Annotated in this window: 16 protein-coding genes and 1 tRNA gene; 10 read left to right on the top strand and 7 right to left on the bottom strand. The window is 49.7% G+C overall.

Annotated features, from left to right (window positions below):
• The gene (yccS, locus tag X965_RS02850) at positions 1-2,217 is read right to left on the bottom strand and encodes a YccS family putative transporter (RefSeq protein WP_004241802.1); all 2,217 of its coding nucleotides are present in this window, start codon (positions 2,215-2,217) and stop codon (positions 1-3) included.
• A gap of 156 nt (positions 2,218-2,373) precedes the next feature.
• On the opposite strand from yccS, the gene helD reads away from it, so the two are divergent.
• Positions 2,374-4,428, top strand: coding sequence for a DNA helicase IV (helD, locus tag X965_RS02845; RefSeq protein WP_036416982.1), 2,055 nt, complete (start codon positions 2,374-2,376; stop codon positions 4,426-4,428).
• A 45-nt stretch (positions 4,429-4,473) separates the two neighbouring features.
• Here helD and X965_RS02840 read toward each other — a convergent pair whose 3' ends face one another.
• Positions 4,474-4,932 (bottom strand): methylglyoxal synthase, encoded by a 459-nt coding sequence (locus X965_RS02840; RefSeq protein WP_004241804.1) that lies wholly within the window; start codon positions 4,930-4,932, stop codon positions 4,474-4,476.
• Positions 4,933-5,063: 131 nt separating this feature from the next.
• On the opposite strand from X965_RS02840, the gene X965_RS02835 reads away from it, so the two are divergent.
• Positions 5,064-5,477: a CoA-binding protein gene (locus tag X965_RS02835; protein WP_004235874.1), complete on the top strand. Its 414-nt coding sequence runs from the start codon at positions 5,064-5,066 to the stop codon at positions 5,475-5,477.
• 46 nt (positions 5,478-5,523) lie between these two features.
• Here X965_RS02835 and hspQ read toward each other — a convergent pair whose 3' ends face one another.
• Positions 5,524-5,844 carry a heat shock protein HspQ gene (gene hspQ / locus X965_RS02830; protein ID WP_004235876.1) on the bottom strand — a complete coding sequence of 107 codons (321 nt, stop codon included), beginning with the start codon at positions 5,842-5,844 and terminating at the stop codon, positions 5,524-5,526.
• A 202-nt stretch (positions 5,845-6,046) separates the two neighbouring features.
• Here hspQ and X965_RS02825 point away from each other — a divergent pair, with 202 nt between their 5' ends.
• Positions 6,047-6,325, top strand: coding sequence for an acylphosphatase (locus X965_RS02825; RefSeq protein WP_004235877.1), 279 nt, complete (start codon positions 6,047-6,049; stop codon positions 6,323-6,325).
• 7 nt (positions 6,326-6,332) lie between these two features.
• On the opposite strand, the gene tusE is transcribed toward X965_RS02825, so the two are convergent.
• Positions 6,333-6,662: a sulfurtransferase TusE gene (gene tusE / locus X965_RS02820; protein ID WP_004241806.1), complete on the bottom strand. Its 330-nt coding sequence runs from the start codon at positions 6,660-6,662 to the stop codon at positions 6,333-6,335.
• A 191-nt stretch (positions 6,663-6,853) separates the two neighbouring features.
• Here tusE and X965_RS02815 point away from each other — a divergent pair.
• Positions 6,854-6,941, top strand: a tRNA-Ser gene (locus X965_RS02815).
• A gap of 232 nt (positions 6,942-7,173) precedes the next feature.
• Here X965_RS02815 and X965_RS02810 read toward each other — a convergent pair.
• Entirely contained in the window at positions 7,174-7,548 is a 375-nt protein-coding gene (locus X965_RS02810) for a hypothetical protein (protein ID WP_036416979.1), read from the bottom strand.
• Positions 7,549-7,917: 369 nt separating this feature from the next.
• On the opposite strand from X965_RS02810, the gene fdhF reads away from it, so the two are divergent.
• From fdhF to X965_RS02780, 6 genes are all read left to right on the top strand, one after another.
• Positions 7,918-10,086, top strand: coding sequence for a formate dehydrogenase subunit alpha (gene fdhF, locus X965_RS02805; RefSeq protein WP_036416976.1), 2,169 nt, complete (start codon positions 7,918-7,920; stop codon positions 10,084-10,086).
• Positions 10,087-10,357: 271 nt separating this feature from the next.
• Positions 10,358-11,398, top strand: coding sequence for a YeeE/YedE family protein (locus X965_RS02800; RefSeq protein ID WP_036416973.1), 1,041 nt, complete (start codon positions 10,358-10,360; stop codon positions 11,396-11,398).
• 12 nt (positions 11,399-11,410) lie between these two features.
• The gene (locus X965_RS02795) at positions 11,411-11,638 is read left to right on the top strand and encodes a sulfurtransferase TusA family protein (RefSeq protein WP_004235884.1); all 228 of its coding nucleotides are present in this window, start codon (positions 11,411-11,413) and stop codon (positions 11,636-11,638) included.
• A gap of 472 nt (positions 11,639-12,110) precedes the next feature.
• Positions 12,111-12,806 (top strand): DUF554 domain-containing protein, encoded by a 696-nt coding sequence (locus X965_RS02790; RefSeq protein ID WP_004235887.1) that lies wholly within the window; start codon positions 12,111-12,113, stop codon positions 12,804-12,806.
• Positions 12,807-13,039: 233 nt separating this feature from the next.
• On the top strand, positions 13,040-13,972 hold the full coding sequence (locus tag X965_RS02785) for a nucleoside recognition domain-containing protein (protein WP_004235888.1): 933 nt from the start codon (positions 13,040-13,042) through the stop codon (positions 13,970-13,972).
• A gap of 17 nt (positions 13,973-13,989) precedes the next feature.
• Positions 13,990-14,271, top strand: a complete 282-nt coding sequence (locus tag X965_RS02780; RefSeq protein ID WP_036416971.1) for a GNAT family N-acetyltransferase — start codon at positions 13,990-13,992, stop codon at positions 14,269-14,271.
• Between the two features lie 53 nt (positions 14,272-14,324).
• Here the strand turns inward: X965_RS02780 and X965_RS02775 are convergent, their stop codons facing one another.
• Positions 14,325-14,666 carry a DUF1869 domain-containing protein gene (locus X965_RS02775; protein WP_004235890.1) on the bottom strand — a complete coding sequence of 114 codons (342 nt, stop codon included), beginning with the start codon at positions 14,664-14,666 and terminating at the stop codon, positions 14,325-14,327.
• Between the two features lie 7 nt (positions 14,667-14,673).
• Positions 14,674-15,006 (bottom strand): DUF1971 domain-containing protein, encoded by a 333-nt coding sequence (locus tag X965_RS02770; protein ID WP_004235891.1) that lies wholly within the window; start codon positions 15,004-15,006, stop codon positions 14,674-14,676.
• Positions 15,007-15,074 lie beyond the last annotated feature (68 nt).

The raw sequence follows: 15,074 nt of genomic DNA, 5'->3' as shown, positions 1-15,074 counted from the left end.
TCAGCTGTCCGGTGTTTCTTCCGCCGCAGTCTGTTTTTTGCGGCGGAACCGCCCGGCGGAAGGCTGCAGATTATGCTCTTTATCATTGATCTGCCGGATAAGCCCGGTAATGTCCGGTGTCAGGCTGAGTAACAGGCGAATCTGCTCCAGCACCAGCTGCTCGGTACTGTTATTGTCACAGGTACATTTATCCAGACGCTGTGCGAGCGCATCTGAAATAGCCTGAATCTGCAAATCTTCCCGATGTCCTTTTTGCAGTGCGGTCTCGATATAGCGGATGGCATCATTCAGCAGACGCAGAATAGTGTCATCCGTGAGCTTGGTGCGGTGAGCCCCGAGCGCGGAAATATAACTGAGCAGGGTGTGGTTGAGACAGAGCAGGCGGAACGCCTCATCCTGAGATGTACGGTAACTGCTCGGCTCTGAGGATATGTTCGCTACCACAGAGGCAAACTCCCCGTCGCTGATATGCGCATCACGACGGGCAACCCGGTACTCCAGGCTGTCAGTTTTACCGTTGTAATACTGTTGCAGGATTTGTTCCAGATAACGGCCGTTTGCCTGCATGGTGCGGTCAATCACCAGCGGCAGCTGGCGGTATTTCCAGTCCGGCCAGATATAGCTGACAGCAAACCAGGCGAGTCCGCAGCCGATCAGGGTATCAATAATGCGGTGAATAGCGATATCAAATCCTTCACCCAGCAGGTTAAAACTGAACAGCACCAGCAGGGTGATAAAAATGGTGGCCTGGGCGTACTGACTGGTGCGGAACACAAAGAACATCAGCCCGGACAGTACCATCAGAATAAGCTGTCCCTCATAAGACGGCACAAAATACATGATCGGCAGGCCGATAAGGATCCCGGCGAGAGTCCCCACTATGCGCAGCATCAGGCGGCGTCGTGTGGCACTGTAGTTCGGCTGGCAGACAAACAGGCTGGTCAGCATAATCCAGTAACCGCGGGTCAGATCGAAGGTCAGGATAATGGCGTAACCGGCACACAGCAGCAGCGACATCCGGATAGCATGGCGGAACAGGGCGGAGCGTGGTGTCAGGTTCTGCCTGACCCGCGCCCAGATATCACGCAGTCCCTGCAGGTTTTCGTTGGACAGGCGTGCATCTTCCTGCATCTTTTCCGCCGGAAGCTGAGTCTGCTCTGCGGTCAGTCCTTTAAGCTGGGAATCGACACCGCGCAGGTTGGTCAGCAGATGGCGCAGAGCCATGACACTGCTGTTACCGGGCTTTTGCTGCTCCAGCAGGTTGAGGGAGTTTTCCAGATAAGAAAATGTCCGCTCAAAACGCGGGTTATGGTGATATTTGCGGCGCTGCAAAATGGCCTGCGCAACAGCGGCGCAGGCATGTCCCTGCATGGTCATCAGCCGCTGAAAGCGGAACATAATATCGCTGTAACGCAGTTCATTGCTTAAATTCTGATACTGGATATGAGACGAACTCGCCCGCTCGTGAATATCCTGGGCAACAAAGTAATAATGAAGGGCATGGCGGGTACTGCGCTGGCCGCGGTCACCTTTCAGGCGGGAAAACAGGGTCATTTTTGCCTGATGCATGGCTTCCGTCAGTGCGCTGTTCGCCATCGCCAGTTCAAAGACGGACTGCTGATAATCTTCTTCTATATCCGGGTCAAACAGGTTTGCTTTTGCCTCCAGATAATTGGATAGCTGCATATAATAGCGGGCAAGATTATCCTGCAGCGGACGGACAGGGAAAAACAGGTGCCCGGTCAGGGTCAGCAGGTTATACCAGACCGCACCGGTCAGCAGTAACAGCGGTTGCTGATACCAGTCATCAAACAGGTTTTTACCCAGCATGGTGTAAATCGCGATCAGCAGTGCCCCGAAAGCAATGGTGGCGTAACGCTGCCCGAGCGCACCCAACAGAATAAACCCGCTGGTTGATACCGCAAGTCCTGCCATAAACAGGAGGTGGTGGTCATACAGCAGTTCAATGGCCGCAGACGCGACAAAGAAAGAGATCAGCGTGATAAACAGATTACGCAGACGCCCGGCGAGCCGGTCATCCAGGTCTGTCAGTGCGGCGGCCACCATCCCGAGTGTCAGGGCAATGGTGACTTTCGGCGGCATGTGCAGCAGCCACGGCACCAGTGTGGTACCTGTCAGCGCAATCAGGATGCGGAAATAATAAAGAAAATGGCTGTTATAAATATACCGGCTGAAGCCGAGAAACGCTGCAAGCACAATAACCTCAATGAGTCAGAAATACCCTTAACGGGAATTTGGCAGTAAACTAATTGTGTCTTTCCTGTAATATGGCAATGGTATGGCGCTGGCATACGTTTTACCACATCTGGTTTTATCACATATTGATTTCAATCTTGTAACGGTGCGGAACACATGGAATTAAAATCAACACAAATGGGGCAGACACTGGCTCGGCATCCTTACAACCGCGTGCGGTTACTTAACGCAGGTATCGAAGTCAGCGGGGCAAAACACCGGTATGTTATTCCTTTCAATGAGTTAATCAATATTCAATGTAAACGCGGTATCGTCTGGGGCGAACTGGAATTTGAACTGCCGGATGAGCAGGTTGTGCGTCTGCACGGTACCCAGTGGCAGGAAACTCAGGAATTCTATCAGTATCTTACCGATATCTGGTCACGCTGGAGTGAAGAGATGAGCGTGGTCAGCGCGGGTGTGCTGGATAAACAGGTCAGTGAAATTAAGTCGGTGATTCAGGCCGACCGCTGGCTGACACAACCGGAAAGTCAGAAACTCCGTGACAACATTCTGCACGCCTTTGCGGCACTGCCGCTGCCCCGTGCGCGTCTGGCCGGTTTTGATAATTGTGCACAGTCTTATCAGTTTTGTCTGGACTGGCTCAGCCACACCGATGAAAAACGCCGTCAGCGCAACCGCGAATGGACACAACAATGCCTTGAAACCTACGTGGATTTCTTTGCCAGTGTGGAATCCTCCCCGCTGAATACTTCGCAGAGTGAGGCGGTGGTTAATGGTGAGCCTTCCGTGCTGGTACTGGCGGGAGCCGGGAGCGGTAAAACATCGGTGCTGGTGGCACGGGCCGGCTGGCTGCTGCGCCGTCAGCAGGCGCTGCCGGAGCAGATCCTGATGCTCGCCTTCGGGCGGCAGGCGGCAGATGAGATGAATGAACGGATACGCACCTGTCTGCATACAGAAGATATCCGCAGTAAAACCTTTCACGCCCTCGCACTGCATATTATCCGCGAAGCATCCAATAAATCGCCGGTTATCAGTGCGCTGGAAAGTGACACAGCCGCCCGTCATGAACTGATTAAATCCGTCTGGCAGACTCAGTGCCGTGAGAAAAAAGCACAGGCAAAAGGCTGGCGCGAACTTATCAGCGGCAGTATGAACTGGCTGGTGGATGAGGAGGAATACTGGGAAGATGAAACCCTGTGCCGCCGCATGGTGCCGAGGATTGACCGCTGGCTGAGCCTGATGCGCATGAACGGCGGTAGTCAGAAAGTGATGATTGAGTCCGCACCGCCGGATATTGCACCGGAATTCACAAAACAAATCAAACTGATGGCGCCGTTTTTAAAAGCCTGGAAAAGTGCCCTGAAAGACGAGGGGGCGACAGACTTCTCCGGGCTTATCCATCAGGCGGTGAACCTGATTGAAAAAGGGCGCTTTATCTCGCCGTGGAAAGCGGTGCTGGTGGATGAGTTCCAGGATATCTCACCGCTGCGGGCAAAACTGATCCATGCCCTGCGGGCCCAGAACCCGCAGACCACACTATTTGCTGTCGGTGATGACTGGCAGGCTATTTACCGTTTCAGTGGTGCGGAACTGACACTGACCACGGATTTCAGCGCGGTCTTCGGCGAAGGGGGACAGTGTGCGCTGGATACCACATACCGCTTTAACAGCCGTATCGGGGAGATCGCCAACGAATTTATTCAGCGTAACCCGCAGCAGTTAACCAAACCCCTGAACAGCCTGACGAAAGGGGATAAAAAAGCGGTGCTGTTACTGCCGGACAGTCAGCTGGAAGCATTACTGAATAAAATGAGCGGTTATGTGACCGGAGAAGAAACGGTTCTGATCCTGGCGCGTTATCACCACCTTAAACCGGAGATTCTGTCGGTGGCAGCAACCCGCTGGCCGCATCTCAATATCCGTTTTATGACCATGCATGCCTCGAAAGGTCAGCAGTCGGATTACGTCATTATTACCGGACTGACGGATGAACGGGACGGTTTCCCGGCTGCAGCACGGGAATCGGTGATTGAGCAGGGATTACTGCCGCGGGAAGAGGAGTTTATACATGCCGAGGAGCGTCGCCTGATGTATGTGGCGCTGACCCGGGCAAAAAAACAGGTCTGGTTGCTGTATGACAAAGACTCGCCGTCCTGCTTCGCGGAAGAACTGGCGGATATGGGCGTCAGCCGGGTGAAAAAGCCCTGAAATATGAAAGAAGCGGCGGTAAATTATCACCGCCGCAGAAAGCCGTTACTGAGTCCGCTCACTTAAATAGCGGTTGTAATCCGGAATAACAATATCCACATCGTTATCGAAATCCGGCGAGTGAATAATAAAATCAGCTGTGGACATATTGGTTGCCACCGGGATATTCCAGACGGTCGCCAGGCGCAGCAGCGCTTTCACATCCGGGTCATGAGGCACGGCATTGAGCGGATCCCAGAAAAAAATCAGCACATCAATTTTCCCTTCCGCAATCATTGAGCCTATCTGCTGATCCCCGCCCATCGGCCCGCTCAGCATGCCGGTGATTTCAAGCCCGGTTTCGCGGCTGATCAGTTTGCCGGTAGTGCCGGTGGCGAACAGCTCATGGCCTTCTAATTTAGCCAGATTGCGTTTAACCCAGTCCAGTAATTTGGTTTTATAGTGATCATGAGCCACAAGGGCGATTTTTTTATGCTTGGTCAGTACTCGGGTGGTCGATTCCATAACGCTCTCTTTTCCGGCGAATAAAATGTTATTCAATAACATAAGCGAAAAAAAGGGTTCCGCCAACAGGTGATTTTCAATTCAGTATGCTATAACTCAGATTGTTGCGCAGGATGATAAAAGAGGCTTCTATGAATGACACATTTCTGACCGGTATTCTTCAGCAGGTAAAAACGATCGCTGTGGCGGGGGCGAGTGATAAACCGGACCGCCCTGTTTATCATGTGATGGAGTATCTGCTGGGACAGGGATACCGGGTGATTCCGGTGAATCCGAAACTGGCGGGAAAAACCCTGATCGGGCAGATGGTGTATGCCACGCTTGCCGATATTCCGGAGCCGGTGGATATGGTGGATGTTTTCCGTAATGCGGATGCCGCACCGGGTATTGCGCAGGAAGCGATTGCCATAAAAGCGAAAGTGCTGTGGCTGCAGCAGGGGATTATCAGCAGTGAGGCGAAAGCGCTGGCGGAAAACGCCGGGCTGCTGTTTGTTGAGGATCGCTGCCCGAAAATTGAGATCCCGCGTCTGGGGCTGGAAAAGTAAGTAAAAATAAAGCCCCGGCATGTGAGTGGCGGGGCTCTTCGTATTGTTAATTGCGCAACCGGGGAGACTGTAACTGGTTGCGGATGGACTCAGCCAGTTCATCCATAGTGATGTTATCGGGGTGGTCTTCATCCATCTCATAGGTGATCTGGGCTTCTGCCAGATAGCTATGGATAGGCTCACCGTTATCGTCTTCCATCACGACGTGGTACCAGGGCGCAGAGCGCAGGTTCATATTGGATGCGATGTCGTCCTCTTCCGGCTGATCCAGTGAGTATTCAGCATCAATGTCGACAATCACGCCCAAGTAGCCAAGCAGCTTATGGCGAACTTGTTGTCCGATACCGAACTTACTTGAAATCATCATAATCACCTCCGAAGAAACTTTGCTCTGTTACTAATATGGGGGGTACTGATGACAGATTCAATCCCTTAACAGATTGTTGTTTCCTATCACTGCAATCAGCAACAGCTGACAATTTCAGGTTATCGGGGAGTGGGTAAAATTACAACCGGCGGACAGCGATACAGATTAAAATAGTGACATTTTCGGAAAAAGGAGCGACATAATGAAGATCGGACGACATTTTGCCGTATACGGACGCGTTCAGGGCGTTGGTTTCCGCTATCAAACGTTTTACTGGGCAAAACGCCATAATGTGACCGGGTTTGTCCGCAATCGTCAGGACGGCAGTGTGGAAATTGAAGCGTATGGCGATGAAAGTGTGCTGGAGGCCATGACCGCATGGCTGGAAGCTGGCGGGCCGCCGGGGGCGAAAGTGACAGATATCATCGCAACCCCCTGTGATTACAGGGAAGTTGCGGTATTCCGTGTCCGCCACGAATAAACGGCGGTCAGATACATTTCACCGGTTTCGGCAGACCGGCCAGCTTTGTTGCCTGTTTGGCCGGGCCTTTCGGAAACAGGCGGTACAGATAACGACTGTTCCCGCGCTCCTCGCCATACTTCTGTGTGATGGCTTTCACCAGCATGCGGATAGCCGGTGAGGTATTAAATTCCAGATAAAAATCCCGCACAAAGCGGATAACTTCCCAGTGCTGTTCTGTCAGGGTGATTTCTTCCTGTTCAGCCAGCAGCGGCACCATTGCTTCCTGCCAGTCCTGCACATTGAGTAAATAGCCGTGGGGGTCAGTGGCGATTTCACGCCCTTCAAACACAAACATAATCTGAACCTGCTGAAAATGAGAATGAAAATGTAGCAAAAATCTGCCGCTACCCCAAGCATCAGAAGAAAGAAAGCGGTGATAATGATGATAAAATCAGCTAACACATTGAGAAATGACTAAATTTCCGGCATTTAAACTATCCGGGACTTTACAAGGCACAGTGAGGGGACTATAGTGCACGTCATTGCGGAGGGGTGGCCGAGCGGCTTAAGGCAGCGGTCTTGAAAACCGCCGACGGGAAACCGTCCGAGAGTTCGAATCTCTCCTCCTCCGCCATCTCAACGTCTCCCAGTATCTCCTGAAGTCTCTCAATTCCTGATAAATCATTCCTTACAGTAACGTTATTTGCCCGGCTATCAGCGAAAACCTCACCAAACTGCACAGTATGAATTTCGCTGAAGTCAGATATAACAGAGTGCAGGGCGTGATATTATGATGGTGCCACTTCGCTCTGTCTGATTCGTTCTGTATTGGGTCACCGGAGTTTTATGTTTAACTTCTAACAATGTTAAAGGTTTAAAATATATTTCAGTTTTTTTATTTTTTCTTTTTGCGGCGACTGATGAATATCTGCACAGTAGCTTTTTTCATATTCATCGATTAAATTTTCCACAGAGAGTCTTTTGTTCGGAACATCCATTTTTAAATCATCTCTTGCTTCCTGCTGTAAACGCATACTATCGTAACCGCTCATTTTAGGTATTTCATCACCAAAAACAGATGTTACCCCATTCATGCGAAAATTAACCTTCGCTTGTTGATCTCCGATTTCATCAACGGCAATCCTGCACTTCATATATTTTACGACTTTCGTTTCCTGAGTATCGCAGCCTTGTAATAAAATACATCCGATTGTAACGACAATAATACCGAAAATTTTCATCCCTCAGATACCCTTAATTTAATGGTAATAAAGCGTGATTTTCTCACAAAAAATTATCCGTGATAAATAAAAGGTTTCTCTGTTCCCTGAACCGAAACAGTTTTCTCAGATAATTTTCTTCAGGCGGACTGTCCACTCCGGCCGGAAGCTGATGTCGCCGCATTCAGCATCATGCTGCTGATTAGCACAATATTTTTTCCGGCAATATTTCCCTTCCCGTTTCGTCAAAAATGTCGATTATTGTTGTCTGACACATCAAAAAACCGATCCTTCATTGATTATAAAGCTATTTTTTACTGGCATGTAATATGCATAGATGACATTTCTTTTCTTACTCTTTTACTCCCTGGTCAGGGGAAAGGACGTCAAATGAATAAAGTCATATCTGTATGCCCGTATTGTGGTGCCGGTTGTAAACTGAATCTTTGTGTTGAAAACGGAAAAATAATCAAAGCAGAAGGTGCTGATGGTGTTACCAACCAGGGGCAGCTGTGTCTGAAAGGGTTATATGGCTGGGATTTTCTTAATGATAACAAGTTACTGACAGCCAGAATAAATCAGCCGATGATCCGCAGAGAAAAAGGCGCACCGTTTGAAGTTGTCAGCTGGCGGGAGGCGATTAATTATACCGCTCACCGGCTGAAACAGATTAAAGAAAAGTACGGTGCAAAATCCATTATGTGTACGGGCTCCTCACGCGGAACCGGCAATGAAACCAACTTTGTGATGCAGAAATTTGCCCGTGCAGTATTGGGTAACAACAATGTGGATTGCTGTGCCCGGGTGTGTCACGGCCCGTCAGTGGCCGGATTACAGGTGACATTGGGTAACGGGGCAATGAGCAATTCCATCGCGGATATTGAACACTCCGGTTGCCTGCTGGTATTCGGGTATAACTGTGCGGATTCTCATCCTATTGTCGCCCGCCGGGTGATAAAAGCAAAAGAGAACGGCGCGGAAATTATTGTCTGCGACCCGAGAAAAATAGAAACAGCTAAAATTGCCACACAATACCTTCCTCTGCGGAACGGTACCAATATGGCGCTGGTTAATGCGTTCGCCTATACCTTAATCGATGAAAATCTGTATGACAAAGATTATGTCAGCCGGTTTACAGAGGGATTTGAGGAGTACAAAAAAGCCGTTCAGGATTACAGCCCTGAAGTGGTTCAGGATATTACCGGCATTCCGGCCTCACAAATCCGTCAGGCGATGAGAACCTATGCGCGTGCAAAAACCGCAACCATTATGTGGGGGATGGGGGTGACACAATTCGGGCAGGCGGTGGATGTCGTCAAAGGCCTTTCCGGACTGGCGTTATTAACCGGCAATCTGGGAAAACCCGGTGTGGGGGTTGCACCGGTCAGAGGGCAGAATAATGTTCAGGGTGCCTGTGATATGGGGGTACTGCCTAATATGTTCCCCGGCTATCAGAATGTGACAGATGAAAATGTCAGACGTAAATTTGCGCAGGCATGGGGGATCCCGTATGAATCCCTTGACCCTGAGGCGGGCTACCGTATTACGGAAGTCCCGCATCTGGCCATTGAGGGAAAGGTAAAAGCCTATTACATCATGGGGGAGGATCCGCTGCAGACAGAAGCGGATTTACAACTCGTCCGCAATGGGTTTGATGCCCTGGAATTTGTGGTGGTGCAGGATATCTTTATGACCAAAACAGCGGAGCAGGCCGATGTTATTCTGCCGTCAACCAGCTGGGGTGAGCACGGCGGTATCTTTACCTGCGCGGACAGGGGCTTTCAGCGGTTTGAGAAAGCCATTGAACCACAGGGAAATGTAAAACGGGACTGGGAAATTATCAGTCTGCTGGCGACAGAGATGGGATACCCGATGTCTTATACTGACAACAAAGAGATTTGGGATGAACTCAGAGAACTGTGTCCGCTGTTTTACGGTGCCACCTATGAAAAACTGGAAGGGCTGGCACATATTCAGTGGCCGTGCCCGTCAGAAGATCATCCGGGGACACCATACCTCTATCAGAATAACGTCTTTGATACCCCGTCAGGCAAAGGACTGCTGTTTGCCGCACCGTGGCGGAAGCCGGCGGAACTGCCGGATGATGAATATCCGCTGATCCTTTCCACTGTCCGTGAGGTCGGGCACTATTCATGCCGTTCTATGACCGGTAACTGTAAGGCGCTGGCATCTCTGGCTGACGAACCGGGATATGTGCAGATGCATCCGGAAACCGCAGGAAAGCTGGGAATTAAAGACCAGGATATTGTGTGGGTGGAGTCACGCAGAGGGAAAGTGATGTCCCGGTGCAGTATCAATGAAACGATTAATAAACCAGCGGTTTATATGACATATCAGTGGTGGATTGGTGCCTGTAATGAACTGACACAGGATAATCTGGATCCGGTATCCAAAACACCGGAAACTAAATACTGTGCGGCGAGAGTGATCAGAATTGATAATCAGAAAGAGGCCGAAGCTCTAGTCAAAGAAAAATATGCTGTCATGCGGAACCGGTTAATCGGTTTAGTTGAAACAGCAGAAAGCCAGATTCAATAAACGGAATACATTTAATACCATGTGACCACAGGGTGTTTTACAGCACTCTGTGGTTTTTTATACCACATCATTACTGAATGAAACACAAAAAGCCGGCAGCCGCCGGATGCAGATGAGTCCCCTGTGATTACTGGTGTCATCGTCAGCCGGAAAATGTCCCCTGCCGGTTATTTCTGCCCGCACATAAAACAATATTTCCGTTTTCTGTGATTTTCCTCAAATAATCAAAAAGATATTTCGCTAAGATAGCGCTCTTAAAGGAGCGATGTCTATGATAAGTTTATCTCATCTATCCGGTTTATTCTTAGGGGTATTACTGGGTTTTGTTATGCAGCGCGGCCGCTTTTGTTTAGCCGGTGGTTTGCGCGATCTCTATCTCTTCCGCGACAGCAGAATGCTGATTGCTATTCTGATTGTCATCTCTGTCCAGAGTATCGGACTCTTCATTTTTTCTTATTTCGGTATTGCAAAAATCCCCGGAGGCACATTTCCCTGGCTGGCAACTCTGGCCGGCGGATTACTTTTTGGCATGGGGATGGCATTTGCCGGGTCCTGCTCAACCGGTGCTTATTACCGGACTGCGGAAGGATTGGCAGGCAGCATTACAGCCGTCGGCGGTTTTATTATTGCCAGCTGGTTTATCCGTCAGTCTGCCGTAAAACAGGTCTTTTCTCCGGTTACCACACCGAAGCTGGATTCCCCGACTATCACACAATCACTGAATATCCCGCCGTATATCGCGATTATTGTTTTGGTGCTGCTGACGGTTTTTCTGGTGAATCGTCACCTGAATAAATACAAATCTGTTCACATTCCCAAAATGAAAGCCCGGAAAACCGGGGTCGCTCACCTGCTGTTTGAAGCCCGCTGGCATCCGTTTGTTTCTGCCCTGATAATTGGTGTCATTGCTCTGCTTGCCTGGCCTTCAAGCCTGGCGGACGGACGTGTCGGCGGGTTAGGGATCAGCGGCCCGAGCGCACAATTATTTTCACTGGTGACGGCCGGCGACCTGAAATTCTTTAACTGGGCGGGTTATCTGCTGATCGGGATTTTTGCCGGGGCGTTTATCGCCGCAAAAGGCAGCCGGGAATTTCGTTTCCGCAACCCGGGTTTTCCCGTGATGATAAAAAGCCTGACCGGCGGATTACTCATGGGTATCGGCAGCGGCCTTGCCGGCGGCTGTATGCTGGGAAATACCTTAGTCAATACGGCCTGGTTCTCCTGGCAGGGCTGGGCGTTTATTCCCTGCATTATCGCCGGCAGCTGGATTGTCAGTTATTTTACGATCATACGTCCTCAGAAAATAAAGTAATAAGGTGAAACTATGAATACGCTGGAATTAGATACCCGCGGGCACCTGTGCCCCTTTCCGTTAATTGAAGCAAAAAAAGCCATTGAAACATTAGCGACCGGTGATGTACTGGTCATCAAATACGATTGCGCTCAGGCGACGGAAAATATTCCGCGCTGGGCGGCAGAAGCCGGCCATGAAGTTACTGATTTTGAACAAATCGGTGATGCGCAATGGCGGATGGAAATTAAAAAAGGGTAACGAAATGATGGCGGCCTGAAAATCGTTGCACGGAACTTTTCCGGACAGAAAAAGACGGAATTGTTCACAGGCAAATTTGAGGTCGCATCGCTCACCGGTACGCAGTGAAACACGTTCTTATTCCTGCATCTGCGCCGTTAATACACTGACCTTCTCTTTCAGCAGATTCGCCATATCCCCGCCGTGACCATCGAGTATTTTACCGATATCCTTTAGTTTGACGCCTATCTGCCGCAATATCTGAATCCGGGTAAGGCGTTCGATACTGTCAGTCCGGTCTTCTCAGCAATTTCACCAACCTGAAGTAACATATTTCCCTCTTGTAATGCTGCTCAGACTGCGGCCTTACGTGACGTAAGAGTCAATACCCGCTTTATATTTTATTGATCCTGTTTTGCAGACAGGTACACGTACAGTATTGTACCGGTTCCGTATAATAATGAGATTCAAATAAAAAAAGCAGGAGTGATCTTTGGTTACCGGACCTTTTATTAATGCCGCCGCAGTATTAATCGGCGGAATTGCCGGGGCAGGGCTGAGCCACCGGCTGCCGGAACGTATCCGGACATCCATGCCCTCTGTATTCGGCCTGGCCTCGCTCGCCATCGGGGTGTTGCTGATTATAAAATGTGCCAATATGCCGGTGATGGTGTTGTCGGTGCTGCTGGGGGCGGTTATCGGTGAACTGTGTTGCCTGGAAAATAAAATTAATGCGGTGGCCGGTAAAATAAAGACCCGGCTTCCGGCACGGGGCGGGGCTCAGGAAAGTTTTATCGAAAACTATGTGGTGCTGATATTCCTGTTCTGTGTCAGCGGTACCGGAATTTTCGGGGCGATGCATGAAGGCATGACCGGTGATCCGACCGTTCTGCTGACCAAAGCTTTTATGGATTTTTTCACCGCGATGATATTTGCCTGCTCACTGGGTATTGCGGTGTCGGTTATTGCCGCACCGATGCTGATTATTCAGCTGGCACTGGCGGGCAGCGGTGCGTTATTAATGCCGTTTACCACACCGGCCATGATGGCGGATTTTACTGCGGCGGGCGGGGTATTATTAATCGCGACCGGGCTTCGGATCTGCGGTATTAAAATGTTTGCGGTGATTAACCTGCTTCCGGCACTGGTACTGGTGATGCCGCTGTCGCTGCTCTGGTCATCTTTCTGAATTATGATGTAAATCAGCCGGATAGATACAGCAGACGGTGGCAGTCTGTCATGCAGGGTTATTTTTTGGTTATTGATCCCGCAAAACAGCATCCGGCTGAATAAATTATCTGCAAATACAGGATTGGCTGTTTTTATCTGCTTTATTTGAACCACTTCAAGAAATTGAATTACTTCTGAAATCACAGGGTTATAATCCGGAAAACCGATTCAGTTACTTTCCGTATTCATTCCATGGATGTCATCAGTATTATCATTTCAGCGGGTAAATCCTCCGTTGATGTCGCACTTTATACCTTATTACCGATTATGGTCGTGATGCTGATCATAATGAAATACCTGTCTGTCAGAGGCGTGCTGGATGTGATAGTCCGCTGGCTGGCACCTTTACTCAAACCTTTCGGCTTAACCGGGATGAGTGCATTCGCGCTGATCCAGATAAACTTTGTCAGTTTTGCCGCACCACTGGCAACACTTGCGATTATGGATAAGCGGGGTGTCTCTGATCGCCATATGGCCGCCACCCTGGCGATGTGTTTTGCTATGGGGCAGGGGAATGTGTTTTATCCGCTGATGCCGTTCGGGCTGCACTGGACAACCTCCATTATTATCTCGGTTGCAGGGGGATTGTGTGCGGCGGCTTTCACTTGGTATGTCACCGGCCGCCGGTTATCCGCAACAGAGACCGCAAGTTCAGAGCCGCTGCCGGATGCGGAGCAGAATAATCAGGGAATTTTGTCGGTTATCAACAGCGCGGGGGCGGATGCTATCCGTCTGGCACTCGGGGCTATCCCGATGCTTATCCTGTCATTATCCATTGTCGGATTAATGCAGGCCGCCGGGGTGATTGAATGGCTGCACCATATTCTGATGCCGGTACTGAATTTTATGCATATTCCGGACAGTTTTGTGCTGCCCGCCCTGGTGAAATGTGTGGCCGGGGGTACCGCCTATTTCGGGGTGATTTCTGACCTGGTGCAGCAGGGCGCGGTAACCGCCAATCAGATTAATGCGTCTGCCGGTTTACTCATCCAGACATTTGATTTACCGGGGATCGGAATTTTTCTCGGTATCAGTTCTCGGTTTGTCCGCTTATTCCGTTATGTGATCCCGGCAGCACTGATCGGTATTCTCATCCGCACGGTTTTGCATATAGTATTATTTTAAGCCGCAGGAGATAAGTGATGGATATTCGTGAAGATGAAACCAGTTTTTATATTCTGTTTGAGGACGGCAAAAGCCGGATAGCGGAAATCACCTTTGTATATACCGGGGATAATCTGGTGATTATTGACCATACTATGGTGGATGACAGCCTGCGCGGGCAGAAAGTCGGTAATAAGCTGGTTGCGGCGGTGGTTGAGAAAATGCGCCGTGAACAGCGGAAAATTATTCCGCTTTGTCCGTTTGCCAAAAGCGTGTTTGATAAAACCCGTGAGTATGACGATATCCGTCACGCCGGGTAATGCACAATGCCGGAGGGGAAACCGGTTTTCCCCTCACGGCACAGACAGAACAGTTACCATCCGCAGATATTGGTTTCTTCATCCATATCGTAGCCGCGGATAATATTAATCAGATCCTTGACGATTTGCGCCGCGTTTTCAGCATCGGCTAATTCAGCAGCGGAATCCACGTCTTTATCCACTGACACACCATTATTTTTATTGGTCATGGTGACCATCAGTGCCGCATCATTAATCTTTTCTTTGCCGTCTAATTCACTGACCAGCAACGCGATTTCTTCCGCTGCAATCTCAGGGATATATAACTTTTTCGGATTCAGAAAGAGTTTTTCAGCTTTCAGGCCGTTACTTTCATTTATCAGCTCTAATAAAAAGCCTTTGTTTTCGTCGTTCATGATTGTGTTACTCCTCGGTCAGGATCTCTGGGGCGACATAAAAATCGACATTGAACACAGTATCGTCAGTAACCGCTTCTATCCGGTGCCAGGTTTCCGGCGGAAAGACACCGAACTGCCCGGCTTGGATTACCAGGGTGTCTGTTGGTTCGGGGCTGGTTTCATCCGCATAGGAATAGTAAACAATCGTGCCCTGCATAACAGACAGTTTAGGATAAACGCCCTGACGGGTGCCTTTATCCAGATGTCTTTGCCAGATAGATTTCGGTGCGGTTTCTTTGGTCCAGAGCGGGGTGCTGCGGACATGAATGTAGTTAGTCGGAATGATGATGCGTTCCATCTGTGTTCTCCTGAAGTTAAACACATGATTAAGGCTTAATCTTAAAATACTTTTCAAAATTTAAAAAG

Origin of the sequence: Morganella sp. EGD-HP17 (assembly GCF_000512315.2) — a bacterium.
Taxonomy (GTDB): Bacteria; Pseudomonadota; Gammaproteobacteria; order Enterobacterales; family Enterobacteriaceae; genus Morganella; species Morganella morganii.
This window is presented reverse-complemented; position numbering and strand designations above follow the sequence as displayed.

Bases quoted from the DNA above. Each gene is read 5' to 3' on its own strand.
- X965_RS02835 (WP_004235874.1), top strand. From the start codon at position 5,064: ATGAATGACACATTTCTGACCGGTATTCTTCAGCAGGTAAAAACGATC.
- X965_RS02825 (WP_004235877.1), top strand. From the start codon at position 6,047: ATGAAGATCGGACGACATTTTGCCGTATACGGACGCGTTCAGGGCGTT.
- X965_RS02795 (WP_004235884.1), top strand. From the start codon at position 11,411: ATGAATACGCTGGAATTAGATACCCGCGGGCACCTGTGCCCCTTTCCG.
- X965_RS02840 (WP_004241804.1), bottom strand. From the start codon at position 4,932: ATGGAATCGACCACCCGAGTACTGACCAAGCATAAAAAAATCGCCCTT.
- fdhF (WP_036416976.1), top strand. From the start codon at position 7,918: ATGAATAAAGTCATATCTGTATGCCCGTATTGTGGTGCCGGTTGTAAA.
- X965_RS02810 (WP_036416979.1), bottom strand. From the start codon at position 7,548: ATGAAAATTTTCGGTATTATTGTCGTTACAATCGGATGTATTTTATTA.
- X965_RS02800 (WP_036416973.1), top strand. From the start codon at position 10,358: ATGATAAGTTTATCTCATCTATCCGGTTTATTCTTAGGGGTATTACTG.
- X965_RS02775 (WP_004235890.1), bottom strand. From the start codon at position 14,666: ATGAACGACGAAAACAAAGGCTTTTTATTAGAGCTGATAAATGAAAGT.
- X965_RS02785 (WP_004235888.1), top strand. From the start codon at position 13,040: ATGGATGTCATCAGTATTATCATTTCAGCGGGTAAATCCTCCGTTGAT.
- tusE (WP_004241806.1), bottom strand. From the start codon at position 6,662: ATGTTTGTGTTTGAAGGGCGTGAAATCGCCACTGACCCCCACGGCTAT.
- helD (WP_036416982.1), top strand. From the start codon at position 2,374: ATGGAATTAAAATCAACACAAATGGGGCAGACACTGGCTCGGCATCCT.
- hspQ (WP_004235876.1), bottom strand. From the start codon at position 5,844: ATGATGATTTCAAGTAAGTTCGGTATCGGACAACAAGTTCGCCATAAG.
- X965_RS02770 (WP_004235891.1), bottom strand. From the start codon at position 15,006: ATGGAACGCATCATCATTCCGACTAACTACATTCATGTCCGCAGCACC.
- X965_RS02780 (WP_036416971.1), top strand. From the start codon at position 13,990: ATGGATATTCGTGAAGATGAAACCAGTTTTTATATTCTGTTTGAGGAC.